Annotated in this window: 9 protein-coding genes; 4 read left to right on the forward strand and 5 right to left on the reverse strand. The window is 64.2% G+C overall.

What is annotated here, in order from left to right:
• Positions 1-252: 252 nt before the first annotated feature.
• A complete protein-coding gene (locus AA0Z93_RS10585; RefSeq protein ID WP_413048976.1) occupies positions 253-1,770 on the reverse strand; it encodes a nucleobase:cation symporter-2 family protein in 1,518 nt (505 codons plus the stop codon).
• A 263-nt stretch (positions 1,771-2,033) separates the two neighbouring features.
• On the reverse strand, positions 2,034-2,399 hold the full coding sequence (locus tag AA0Z93_RS10590) for a PilZ domain-containing protein (RefSeq protein ID WP_413048975.1): 366 nt from the start codon (positions 2,397-2,399) through the stop codon (positions 2,034-2,036).
• A gap of 169 nt (positions 2,400-2,568) precedes the next feature.
• Between AA0Z93_RS10590 and AA0Z93_RS10595 the strand changes: the two genes are divergently transcribed.
• The 3 genes from AA0Z93_RS10595 (at position 2,569) to yjiA (ending at position 6,006) form a co-directional block, all read left to right on the forward strand.
• Positions 2,569-4,635 (forward strand): carbon starvation CstA family protein, encoded by a 2,067-nt coding sequence (locus tag AA0Z93_RS10595; protein WP_413048974.1) that lies wholly within the window; start codon positions 2,569-2,571, stop codon positions 4,633-4,635.
• Positions 4,636-4,653: 18 nt separating this feature from the next.
• Complete coding sequence (locus AA0Z93_RS10600; protein ID WP_413048973.1) at positions 4,654-4,851, forward strand: YbdD/YjiX family protein; 198 nt, start codon at positions 4,654-4,656, stop codon at positions 4,849-4,851.
• A 156-nt stretch (positions 4,852-5,007) separates the two neighbouring features.
• On the forward strand, positions 5,008-6,006 hold the full coding sequence (gene yjiA / locus AA0Z93_RS10605) for a GTPase (protein WP_413048972.1): 999 nt from the start codon (positions 5,008-5,010) through the stop codon (positions 6,004-6,006).
• Positions 6,007-6,059: 53 nt separating this feature from the next.
• Here yjiA and AA0Z93_RS10610 read toward each other — a convergent pair whose 3' ends face one another.
• From AA0Z93_RS10610 to AA0Z93_RS10620, 3 genes are all read right to left on the reverse strand, one after another.
• Positions 6,060-6,620 carry a hypothetical protein gene (locus tag AA0Z93_RS10610; RefSeq protein ID WP_413048971.1) on the reverse strand — a complete coding sequence of 187 codons (561 nt, stop codon included), beginning with the start codon at positions 6,618-6,620 and terminating at the stop codon, positions 6,060-6,062.
• A 172-nt stretch (positions 6,621-6,792) separates the two neighbouring features.
• The gene (gene glyA, locus AA0Z93_RS10615) at positions 6,793-8,046 is read right to left on the reverse strand and encodes a serine hydroxymethyltransferase (RefSeq protein ID WP_413048970.1); all 1,254 of its coding nucleotides are present in this window, start codon (positions 8,044-8,046) and stop codon (positions 6,793-6,795) included.
• Positions 8,047-8,269: 223 nt separating this feature from the next.
• On the reverse strand, positions 8,270-12,028 hold the full coding sequence (locus AA0Z93_RS10620) for an EAL domain-containing protein (protein WP_413049033.1): 3,759 nt from the start codon (positions 12,026-12,028) through the stop codon (positions 8,270-8,272).
• 328 nt (positions 12,029-12,356) lie between these two features.
• Here AA0Z93_RS10620 and AA0Z93_RS10625 point away from each other — a divergent pair, with 328 nt between their 5' ends.
• The gene (locus tag AA0Z93_RS10625; protein WP_413048969.1) at positions 12,357-12,779 is read left to right on the forward strand and encodes a hypothetical protein; all 423 of its coding nucleotides are present in this window, start codon (positions 12,357-12,359) and stop codon (positions 12,777-12,779) included.
• The last annotated feature ends 127 nt before the right edge of the window (positions 12,780-12,906 follow it).

Raw genomic sequence — 12,906 nt, forward strand, 5'->3', positions numbered from 1 at the left:
AGCTGCTGATGTCGTGGCCATCGGGCCGGCGATGCCGGCCATCGCGGCTAAAGCCGCTCCAACAAGAGCGCAGTACTGTTGGAGCGGCTTTAGCCGCGATGGACCGCAAAGCGGTCCCGGTACAGGCTACGCCTAATGGTGGTCAGTAATGGTCAAGCGGCGGTCGGTTCGGCGCATTCACGAGAGTGCACGGATAAAAAAGAGGCCTCGACGATGCGCATCGAGGCCCCTTGTACCAATCGGGCAATCGACTCAGTGTTCGGCCACGGTCTTTCGCCGTGCCGAGGGCGTGTCGGCCGCATCGACGTCGAGCAGCGGCACTTCGTGCCCTTCGGCGTCATATAGATGGCCGTCCTTGAAGTAGTCGCCATCACGCAGCGCCGAGATGTCCGAATAGTGGATGGTGCGCTCGTAGCCGGCGGCGAATACCGAAGGGTTCTGCGGGTTGCCGGCGGTGAAATGGTTGAATACCAGGTTGAGCACGATGGCCATGATCGCCGCCGAGCTGATGCCCGAATGGAAGATGGTCTCGAACCAGCTGGGGAACTGATGGTAGAACGTCGGTGCGGCGATGGGGATCATGCCGAAACCGAGCGAGGCCGCGACGATGATCAGATTCACGTTGTTCTGGTAGCTGACCTTCGACAGGGTACGGATGCCGCTGGCGGCCACCGTGCCGAACAGCACGATTCCGGCGCCGCCGAGCACCGGCGTGGGCACTGCGGCGATTACCCGGCCCATCACCGGCAGCAGGCCGAGCACTACCAGGATCACACCACCGGTCGCCACCACATAACGGCTCTTGACCCCGGTCACGGCCACCAGACCGACGTTCTGGGCGAAGGCGCTCTGCGTGAATGAGCCGAACAAAGGCGCGAGGATGCTCGACGCCATGTCCGCGCGCAGGCCGTTGCCCAGGCGTTTGGAGTCGACCTTGGTGCCGATGATGTCGCCCACCGCCAGGATGTCGGCCGAGGTCTCCACCAGGGTCACCATGATCACGATGCACATCGACAGGATCGCGGCGAGGTGGAAGGTTGGCATGCCGAAGTGCAGGGGCGTCGGCATCGCCAGCATCGGACCCTGGCCGACGCCACCGAAGTCGGCCATGCCCAGCGCCCAGGCGATCAGCGTGCCGATCACCATCGCCAACAGGATCGAAAGCCGCGACAGCGCGCCGCTGCCGATCTTGCTCAGTAGCAGCACGATGGCGAACGTCAACGCGGCCAGGCCGATGTTGGCCACGCTGCCGTAATCGGCGGCGGTGCTGTTGCCGCCCATCACCCAGCGCGCAGCGACCGGCATCAGGGTCAGGCCGATGGTGGTGATAACGATGCCGGTGACCAGCGGCGGGAAGAATTGCGTGATGCGCGAAAACACCGGAGTGATCAGCAGGCCGATCAAAGAGGCCGCCATCACCGCGCCCAACACGGCGGGCATGCCGCCACCGCCTTGGGTACCGAGAATCGCGCCCATGGTCGCCACCCCGGCGAACGACACCCCTTGCACCAACGGCAACTGACAACCGAAAAAGGGCAGGCCCAGGGTCTGCAACAGGGTCGCCAGGCCACCTGCGAACAGCGAGGCGGCGATCAGCAGGCCGATGTCCGCTGGCGCCATGCCGGCAGCCTGACCGAGGATCAGCGGTACGGCGACGATGCCGCCGTACATGGTCAGAACGTGTTGCAGGCCATAGGCGAGGTTGGCGCCCAGACCGAGGTTTTCGTCTTCGGGCCGGGCGGGGGAGGAGGCACTAGGGGACGGGGTCATGGAGCAGGCTCTCTCGAATTATTGTTGTCATGGCACTACTGGGAGAAATCGTACCGAAGGCACCGTAGTGATTGTATACAATATTTCGAAGAAGACTTCTGTCGCCCGGTTTCCAGGCTTTTACCAGGCAGGAAAAACCACCCTGTTACCAGGCGTGTTGCCTGTACTAGAGCGGTGTATACAAAAATTTTCCCACCGCCAATAAAGTTGTCCGAATAGACAGAAAAGCCCGTTTGCTGACTTAGTTGGCCCGCTAAATAATCTTAATATTCGATAAGTTCGCCCAGTTCTCGCTGCATTTCCGTTTCATCGGCCAGATTCAATTCCACCAGCCTGTGCAGATGGCTGATCGAGTCGATGTCCATCGAGGTGCAAGCGAAGCCCAGCCGGCTCGCCTCCTCATGGCGCAGTTCGACCTGCATGCGCACGAGGACCTCGGCGCCCAGTTGCACCCTGGCCTCGAACGGTCGGGTGAGGTCGACTTGCCAGGCAACCGGGCGCTCGATCAACAGGCCCTTGAGCGACAGGTCGATGAGTGCGACCGGCCAGCATTGCCCGTGCTGGCAGAGTTGTGTGGCCGCATCGAAAGGAATGCGTTGGAAACGTCGACGTTCGCGGTTCTCGCCCATGTTGAAACCCTCGGAAGTGCATCGGCTGCGTGTGGCGGCTTGCGTTCGCGCGAGCGCTGGCGAATCTGTCTGCAAAGGCTCTAGACCAAAGCAGATGTGGCAATGCGCAAGCACTCGCCCTAGACTCGGTGAGCGGCGTTATTCCAATAATCCAGCTGGAAGTAAAACCATGAACAACAATAATAGCCTGCTGCGCCACATACCGTGGCTAGCGCTGGCAGTCATAGGGGCCTGTGCGCTGGGCGTGGTCGCCCTGCGTCGGGGCGAAGCGGTCAATGCCTTGTGGATCGTGGTCGCGGCGGTTGCCTTGTACCTCGTCGCCTATCGCTACTACAGCCTGTTCATCGCCACCAAGGTGATGCAACTCGACCCGCGCCGGGCGACGCCTGCGGTGCTCAACAACGACGGTCTGGACTACGTGCCGACCAACAAGCACATCCTGTTCGGCCACCACTTCGCGGCCATCGCCGGTGCCGGCCCCCTGGTCGGCCCGGTACTGGCGGCGCAGATGGGCTATCTGCCAGGCACCCTGTGGTTGATCGCCGGCGTGGTTCTGGCCGGCGCGGTGCAGGACTTCATGGTGCTGTTCCTGTCCACCCGACGTAACGGCCGCTCGCTGGGCGACATGGTGCGCGAAGAGATGGGCCGCATTCCCGGCACCATCGCCCTGTTCGGGTGCTTCCTGATCATGATCATCATCCTGGCGGTGCTGGCGCTGATCGTGGTGAAAGCCCTGGCGGAGAGCCCGTGGGGCATGTTCACGGTGATGGCGACCATTCCGATCGCGATGTTCATGGGCATCTACATGCGCTATATCCGCCCAGGGCGCATCGGCGAGATCTCGCTGATCGGCGTGGTGCTGTTGCTGCTGTCGATCTGGGTCGGTGGCCTGGTCGCCGGCGATCCGGTGTGGGGCCCGGCCTTCACCTTCACCGGTGTGCAGATCACCTGGATGCTGGTGGGTTACGGCTTCGTCGCCGCCGTGCTGCCGGTGTGGCTGGTGCTGGCGCCACGCGATTACCTCTCCACCTTCCTCAAGATCGGCACCATCCTGGCCCTGGCCATCGGCATTCTGATCCTTGCGCCCGAGCTGAAGATGCCGGCCCTGACCCAGTTCACCGACGGCACTGGCCCGGTGTGGAAAGGCGCGCTGTTCCCGTTCCTGTTCATCACCATCGCCTGTGGCGCAGTCTCGGGTTTCCATGCGCTGATCTCCTCGGGCACCACACCCAAGCTGCTGGACAATGAAACCAACGCGCGCTACATCGGCTACGGCGGCATGCTGATGGAATCGTTCGTCGCCATCATGGCCATGGTCGCCGCCTCGGTGATCGAACCCGGCGTGTACTTCGCCATGAACAGCCCGGCGGCCATCGTCGGCAGCGACGTGGTTTCGGTGGCGCAGACCGTCAGCAGCTGGGGCTTCATGATCACCCCCGACCAGCTCGAGGCAGTGGCCCGCGACATCGGTGAGCACACCATCCTGGCCCGTGCCGGCGGCGCGCCGACCCTGGCCGTGGGGATCGCGCAGATCCTGCACCAGGTGCTGCCAGGCGAGAACACCATGGCCTTCTGGTACCACTTCGCCATTCTGTTCGAAGCGCTGTTCATCCTCACCGCGGTCGATGCCGGTACCCGCGCCGGTCGCTTCATGTTGCAGGACCTGCTCGGCAGCTTCGTACCGGCGCTCAAACGCACCGAGTCGTGGGTCGCCAACATGATCGCCACGGCCGGTTGCGTGGCGCTGTGGGGCTACCTGCTGTATCAAGGCGTGATCGATCCGCTGGGCGGCATCAACACCCTGTGGCCGCTGTTCGGCATCTCCAACCAGATGCTGGCCGGTATCGCCCTGATGCTCGGCGCCGTGGTGCTGGTCAAGATGAAGCGCCAGCAATATGTTTGGGTGACTTTGCTGCCCGCCGTGTGGCTGCTGATCTGCACCACCACCGCTAGCCTGATCAAGCTCTTCGACGCCAACCCGGCGGTCGGTTTCCTGGCCTTGGCGAACAAGTACAGCACCGCGCTGCAAGCCGGCCAGGTGCTGGCGCCGGCCAAGGACATCGGGCAGATGCAGCACGTGGTGTACAACGCCTACACCAACGCCGGCCTGACCGTGCTGTTCCTGGTGGTGGTGTTCAGCATCCTGTTCTTCGCCTTGAAAGTCGGCTACCGCGCTTGGAACCACAAGGAGCGCACCGACAAGGAAACCCCGTTCCAGGCTTTGCCTGAAGCCTGACCAGAGAGGGCTGCGGCCATGTTCAACGACCTGGGGAAACTGGGTAAGTACCTTGGGCAGGCCGCCCGCCTGATGGTGGGCATGCCTGACTACGACAACTATGTCGAACACATGCAGCGCACGCACCCGGACCAGCCGGTGATGAGCTACGAGGCGTTCTTTCGCGAACGCCAGGAAGCCCGTTACGGCGGCAAGGCCGGGCCCAAGTGTTGTTAGGCGTGGCCCGCCATCTGCCGAGCGAAGCGCAAGCGAACCTGCCTGCGCGCCGCCACCTCGGGGCGTACCGGCCCTGACGCCACACCCTGCCTGAACCTGTGGGAGCCCGGACAACCGCGCTCCCACATTCATTTTCGGCTCCATGGAGGTATCTGCGTGCAAACGCCCATTCCCGTCACCGTCCTCACCGGCTTTCTCGGCGCCGGCAAGACCACCTTGCTCAAGCACATGCTCAAGGCCGAGCACGGTCTGAAGATCGCCGTGATCGAAAACGAATTTAGCGAAGCCGGGATCGACAGCCAGTTGCTCGGCGACGAGCCGGTGCAGGTCATGACCCTGGCCAACGGCTGCGTATGCTGCACCATCCACACCGACCTGACCAAAGCCCTGTACCTGTTGCTCGAACGCCTCGACGCCGGCGAAATCGCCTTCGACCGCCTGGTGATCGAGTGCACGGGCTTGGCCGATCCGGCCCCTGTGGCACAGACCTTCTTCATCGACGAAGAGCTGCGCGAGCGTTACCTGCTCGACGGCATCATCACCCTGGTCGACGCCCTGCATGCGGACGTGCATCTGACCCAGACCATCGCCCAGGCGCAGGTGGGCTTCGCCGACCGCCTGCTGCTGAGCAAGACCGACCTGGTGGAGCCTGCCGCCGTCGAGGCTTTGCGCGAGCGGCTGGGGCGGATCAACGGCCGCGCCGCGATTCGGGTGGTCGAGCAGGGCCGTATCGAACTTGCCGAACTGCTCGACGTGCGCGGCTTCAACCTCAACCCGGACCTGGGCCTGCGCCCGGCCCCGAGCCTGCGTCCGGTGCTCAAGCCAGCCACGCCCGACCGCATTTCCACCCTGGTGCTGCGCAGCGATACGGCGTTGGACATCGACCGCCTCAGCGATTTCATGAACGGGTTGCTCGAAGCGCACGGCAAACAGTTGCTGCGCTACAAAGGCGTGCTGAACATCGCCGGCGACGAGCGCCGCCTGGTGTTTCAGGGTGTGCTCAAGCTGTACGGTTTCGACTGGGACGCCGAGTGGCGCGAAGGGGAGTTGCGCGAGAGCGTCATGGTGTTCATCGGCGATGAATTGCCCGAGCAGCAGATCAAGGAGGGGTTTGCGGCGTTGGGCAAAAATCCGCCAGCGACGGCGCCCGATTGATTGCGCTTCGAAAACGGCGAAGCGCGCCTGAGCCGACGCGCTTTACCGGTGGGTCACGCTTCGTCGGGCTGGCTGACCCAGGGCACGTTCCGCGCCACGATCTTCAGCGTCCAGAGCAGCGGTGCGCCTGCCGACAGGGTCAGGTAGGTGTGGGGCGAATGGTTGCGTCTGCCCAAGGCGATCGGCCTATCGCCCGCTTTCAGGCTTACGGGATGGGTGTCGTGCGGTAGGTCTCTGAGGTCGACGTTCTGACCGCCGGGTGTCTCGAGCGTGATCGGCTGTGGATTGGGTTCATGCACGCAGCCCAAACCGAGGTAGGCGCCATCGATCCGCTTGATGCCTTTACCGAAATGCTTGCCCGGCTCACGCACGTACAGGTGATAACCGGACGGGGTGTGGCGACAGTAGAACAGCAGCGGTGCCACCTGTTCGTTTGCCCGGCAGCCAAGCAGATGCGAGTCGTTGCGCACCGTACTGACCAGCCCCGGCAGTACGCCCGCACCGCCCAGGCGGTTTATCCACACAGGCGCGCCGTGCAGAGACTCCAGCGTCTGCACCGGATGGGCATTCAGGCTCAGGGTGGCGAGGAAAGACAATTGTCGTGGGGTGGGCATGTCGAGGCTCCTGACCAAGGCACGGGGCATGCTCCTTGAACCTCTCTGCGTACGGCAGTTGGCACTGCTTCCGTAAGCCAGCGCTGCACCGAACGCGCGGCCCAGGTACTGCCCTTTCCCACCCTCCACAAAAAAGCCCGACTAACGAGCCGGGCTTTTTGCACCACTGCGATTACTGACCGTAAACCGGCAGCTTCTTGCAGATGGCCTGGACCTTCTCACGCACGGCGCCGATCACCGCTTCGTTGTTCAGGTCGGCCAGGATGTCGCAGATCCAGCCGGCCAGCTCGCGACACTCGGTTTCCTTGAAGCCGCGGGTGGTCACGGCCGGGGTGCCGAAGCGCAGGCCCGAGGTGACGAATGGCGAACGAGGGTCGTTGGGCACCGAGTTCTTGTTCACGGTGATGAACGCTTTGCCCAGAGCTGCATCGGCGTCTTTGCCGGAGATGTCCTGCTTGATCAGCGAGAGCAGGAACAGGTGGTTCTCGGTACCGCCAGAGACCACGTCGAAACCGCGCTCGATGAACACGCCGGCCATGGCCTGGGCGTTTTTCACCACTTGCTGCTGGTAGGCCTTGAACTCAGGCTGCAGCGCTTCTTTGAAGCAGATCGCCTTGGCCGCGATGACGTGCTCCAGCGGGCCGCCCTGGGCGCCGGGGAAGACGGCCGAGTTGAGCTTCTTCTCGATGTCGGCGTTGGCACGGGCCAGGATCAGGCCGCCACGTGGGCCGCGCAGGGTCTTGTGGGTGGTGGTGGTGACCACATCGGCGAACGGCACCGGGTTGGGGTACACACCCGCCGCGACCAGGCCGGCGACGTGGGCCATGTCGACGAACAGGTAGGCACCGACCTTGTCGGCGATTTCGCGGAAGCGGGCGAAGTCCAGCACCTGCGAGTAGGCCGAGAAGCCGGCGACGACCATCTTCGGCTTGTGCTCGACGGCCAGACGCTCGACTTCGTCGTAGTCGATCAGGCCATTGCCGTCGATGCCGTACTGCACGGCGTTGTACAGCTTGCCCGACGAGCTGACGCTGGCGCCGTGGGTCAGGTGGCCGCCGTGGGCCAGGCTCATGCCCAGGATGGTGTCGCCGGCCGACAGCAGGGCCAGATAGACCGCCGCGTTGGCCTGGGAACCGGCGTGCGGCTGGACGTTGGCGTAATCGGCGCCGAACAGCTGCTTGGCGCGGTCGATGGCCAGTTGCTCGACCACGTCGACGTGCTCGCAGCCGCCGTAGTAGCGTTTGCCTGGGTAGCCTTCGGCGTACTTGTTGGTCAGCACCGAACCCTGGGCTTCCATGACGGCCGGGCTGGTGTAGTTTTCCGACGCGATCAACTCGATGTGATCCTCCTGGCGCAGCGCTTCTTGCTGCATGGCTTCGAAGAGCTCTGCGTCGTACTTGGCAATGGTCAAATCACGGCTGAACATGGCGGTCCTCAAGGATCGGGCTGGAAAGGGCGAGCATTCTACAGCATTGCTGAGCTGCTAGCTGCACGGGCGGCTGCAAGTGATAAGCGGCAAGCGGCATACCTAGAAAGCACGCTGCCTGCGTCGTGGATGCGCTGGCGTAGGCAGGCGCGGCGAAGGCCGGGCGCCGTAGGCATCTTTCTATCCCACGGCGCTTGGGTGCTCGATCCGACCCACCGCCGTCTCACCCCAACATGAACAGCGTTTCGTTGCTGAACTGCGCCTCGAACTGGTTGGCCGGCATGGGCCGGCCGAACAGGTAGCCCTGCACTTCGTCGCAGTCGTGCTCGCGCAGGAACTCCAACTGTTCGTGGGTCTCGACGCCTTCGGCGATCACCGCCAGGTTCAGGCTGTGGGCCATGGCGATGATGGCGCGGGCGATCTGTGCGTCCTGCTCGCCGGAGGGCAGGCCGTCGACGAAGGTGCGGTCGATCTTGAGCACGTCGATGGGGAACTGCTTCAAATAGTTGAGCGAGGAATAACCGGTGCCGAAGTCGTCGACGGCAATGCTCAAGCCCAACTGCTTGAGGCTGTCGAGAATCTGCATCGCTTCGTTGACCTCGCGCATCAGGATGCTTTCGGTCAATTCCAGCTCCAGGCAGGCCGGCGGCAGGCCGCTTTCCTTGAGGATGGTGGCGATGCGCGTGCCCAGCTGGCCGTCGGAGAACTGCCGCGCCGAGAGGTTGACCGATACCTTCGGCACCCGCACGCGCGCTCTGCGCCAGGCCATGAGCTGCCGGCTGGCCTCGCGCAATACCCAGTCGCCGACGTCGACCACCAGCCCCAACTCTTCGAGCACGGGGATGAAGTCGCCCGGCGGCACCAACCCGCGCCGCGGATGGCGCCAGCGCAACAGCGCCTCGGCGCCGGTCAGGCGCTTGCCGTCGCCGCTGAACTGCGGTTGGTAATAAAGGATGAATTCGTTCTGCTCCAGGGCATGACGCAGATCGCTTTCCAGTTCCAGGCGCTCCAGGGCGCTGGCGTTCATGTCGGCCTGGTAGAACTGGAAGTTGTTCTTGCCGCGCTCCTTGGCGTGATACATCGCCGTGTCGGCGTTCTTCATCAGCTGGCTGAGCTCGCTGCCGTCCTGCGGGCTCAGGGCGATGCCGATGCTGGCGGTGACGAAGAACTCGCGGTTCTCCAGCACGAAAGGCCGTACCAGGCTGGCGAGGATGTTTTCGGCGACATGGATGGCGCGGTTGAGCGAGGCTTCGCGGGTCGGCTTGGGCTGCAGCAGCAAGGTGAACTCGTCGCCGCCCATGCGCGCCACGGTGTCGTCGTCATGCACGCAGGCCAGCAGGCGCTCGGCCATGTCCTTGAGCATGCGGTCGCCAGCGGCGTGGCCGAGCGAATCGTTGATCGGCTTGAAACGGTCCAGGTCGAGGAACATAAGCACCACCCAGGAGGTGCTGCGCTGGGCCTGTTGCAACGCAGTGTGCAGGCGGTCCTGGAACAGCGTGCGGTTGGGCAGGTGGGTCAAGGCGTCGTAGTAGGCCAGGCGGTGGATGCGCTGCTCGCTGGCCTTGCGCTCGCTGATGTCGGTGAAGAAGCACACGTAGCTGGCCAGGTCGCCTTCGTCGTCGAACACAGCCGTCACACCGACCCAGGCCGGGTAGTGCTCGCCGCTGCGGCGCTTGAGCCACACTTCGCCTTCCCAACTGCCGCGCTGGTGCAACTGCTTGAGGACGTAACGCAGGTGCGCTTCCTGCTGGCTGTCGACCACCAGCATGGTCGGCAATTGGTCGAGCACGTCGCTCACGGCGTAGCCGCTGACCCGGCTGAAGGCCTCGTTGGCCTGCACGATGTAGCCGGCCGGGTCGGTGATCAGAATGGCCGAGGTGGAGTGCTCGAAGACCGTGGCGGCCATGCGCAGGTCTTTCTCGGCGCGGCGCTGCTGGCTGATGTCGCGGCCAACGCCGAGGATGCCCTCGAAACCGCCGTGCTCGTCCCAGACCAGTACCACCCGCAGCTCGATGGGGATCTTGCGGCCGTCGGCGCGCAGGCAGTCGAACAGGAACAGCTGGGTCGGCAGTTCCAGGCGCAGGTGCTCGAGCTGTTCGGCGTCGTCCAGGGCGTGGGTGACCTGCTCCAGCAGGCGCAGGACGCCGCTGAGCTGGGCCGGGTTGGCGATGGTCGATTGCCAGCCGTTGTCGAATACCCAGTCCACTTCGTAACCGAGCACCAACTGTACCGAAGGGCTGATGTAGTTGAGCTGCAACTGGCCATCGGTGGAAAAGATCACGTCGCTGATGCTTTCGGCCAGCATGCGGTAGCGCTGTTCGCTGTCGCGCAGCGATTCGCTGGCCTCGATCTGCACCGTGACGTCCTTGCCCACGCCGATGATGCGCACCACCTGGCCTCGCTCGTCGTGGGTCAGCACTTGCTCGCGGATGTCATAGCAACGCCAGGTGCCGTCCTGATGGCGGAAACGCGTCTGGTAATGCAGAGGTTGGTTCTTGCCGGCCCCACGATGGTGCCAGCGTTGCGCGCGGTACTGTTCGGCGTCTTCGGGGTGCATCAGCAGTTCCCAGAAACGATCGCCCATCTGCGCCAGCTCCGCACGGGTGTAGCCCAAGGTCTGGCCCAGGTGGCGGTTGCTGAAGATCATCTGCTGGCTTTGCACGTCCTGCACGTAGAGCTGGTCGGGCACCGTGCGCACCACGTCCGACCAGAAGCTTTCGCGTTCGAGCAGCGACAGCTCGACCTGTTTGCGGCTGGTGATGTCGCTGATGCTGAGGATTACGGCCTGGTAGTCGCGGGGCTCGGGCAGCCGCACCATCAGCCACAGGTGCAGTTCGCTGGCATCGGGCGCGGGCAGGCGCATCTCCAGTTCCAGCTGCTCGCGCTGGTCGAGCACCGCGTAGATCAGTTGCATACCGATGCTGTCGCGCTCCTCGATCGAGCTTTCGATCAGCCGGCGCCAGGTGCTTTCGTTGGAGTCGACACCCAGCAGGCGACGCGCCACCAGGTTGGTTTCGGTGATCCTCAGCTCTTGCAGCAACGCGCGGCGCAGGTTCGGGTCCAGGGCCAGGCTGTGTTTCAAGGCGGCGCGGTTGCCGACATGATGGCGCTGCAACTGGCCCGGAAGGCTGGACAGGTCGAGCACGCACAGGGCCACACCGGTGCCTTCGAAGATGTCGTGGTAGCGGCGGCGGTCGGCCTGCAAGGCGCGTTGGCGACGACGCAGGTTGAACAGCGCGAGCACCGGCAGGCAGGCACACAGCACCACCAGCAGGTACTTGCCGATCAGGGCTGGAAGCAGTTGCTCACGTACGCGCTCGGTGTCGAATACGCCGCGCAATTGCCAGGGACTGTGGGCGAGGAAGCTGAGCATGACGCTGTCCAGCTTGCCCTGTTCCACACTGCCGCCATGGGTGTCGGGGTGCCCCAGCAGGACTTGCGCATTGCGGCTGTTTTCCAGCAGCCACAGGGGATCCTTGGCGCCTTGCAGACGTTGGCTGAGGGTTTGCAGGTAATCGGCCGACAGGCGCAGTCGCCAATAGCCGCCTGTGCTGTCCGAAGGCAGGACGCCCGGCTGTTGCAGCAGCAGGTAGAGGGTCTGGCCGTCGGCGCTGTTGGTGTAGAAGAAACCTTGGTCCTTGCCCAAGGCGAACGCGCCTTGCAACGCATCGCGATCGGGGGTCGACGGGGCGCTGTCGAGCTGTACCTGACCGTCTGCGTCCAACCAGGCCACGCCCTGGAGCGCCGGCAGCTTCTGCCGCCAGGCTTCGATCAGCCCCGGCAGGGCACCGGGTTCGGGCACTTGGGCATGAGGTTGCATCAGGTTGATGGCCTGTTGCGCCTGCAACGCCATGTTCAGTTCCAGATGCTCGGCAAGCTCTGCGCTGGCGCTCAGGCTCTGCTCGCGCTGTTCGGCCAGGGTGGCGCGAAACTGCGCGAGCAACTGCCAGGCCAGCAGGCCCAGCAGCACCAGCACGATCATGGCCAAGGCACCCTTGAGCGAGCCACCGAAGGGCTTGGCGGGTGCGGGGTTGCCCGATGAAGGGCCCGGCGGTGGAGTGGTGATAGTCAAGCGCTCATCCTGCGAAAGGGCTGGCAAGGGCAGGGCGTGGGAAAGCTGTCGGACAGGCCACCGAGGCGATCGAGTGGCCGGCGCACTATAGTCCGCAATCGGGGATGGCGCCCAGCGTGCGCGGCATTATGGCAAAGTGCTACGTCGCTGTCCTGCCGTCCTGTCGGTTCGGCAGCCAGCGCTGGGTGTGCGAGAATGCCGGCCGTTTCAATGCCTGTGCTTTACGGAGAAACCCGGTTTGGTTACCCACTATTCCACCAACGGCCTGCAGGCCGCCTGCGGACGTACCGCGCAAACGCTGGTCAGCACTGGCGTGAGCGAGCAGGTGTCGTGCAAGTCGTGCCAGCGCACGCTGCTCAAGCCGGCGGCGACCAGCGTCGCCAGGTCGCCGTCCCTGGCCGAGCTGCGCAAGCAGGCCAAGGCCGCCGCCACGCCCGCTGCGCCCAGCGCGAGCACGAGTACAAGTACGCCGCCGCGTCACTCGCCGGTCTCGGGCGAAGCCCTGGTCCGCGTAACGCCCGTGCAAGCCGAGACGCCACAGGCTACGGCCATGCCAACCGAGCGCACTGCAAGCTTCAGCGTCAAGGCGGCCTGGGCCGCCAAGCTGACGGCGCAAGGCCATCGCGCGCCGCGCGGCAAGCTGCGCAAGACCCGCGGCTGAGCCGAGCGGGTGGCGATGCCCGGCACGCCTGCCCGTCTGTGCAACGTCGCGACTTGACGTAGAATGGCGCACTTTGTTCCACGACATCTCCTAACGCCTGCGCTGGCGTCGATGTCCTTACCTATAT

The sequence above is a fragment of the Pseudomonas phoenicis genome, from assembly GCF_047302395.1.
Classification (GTDB): domain Bacteria; phylum Pseudomonadota; class Gammaproteobacteria; order Pseudomonadales; family Pseudomonadaceae; genus Aquipseudomonas.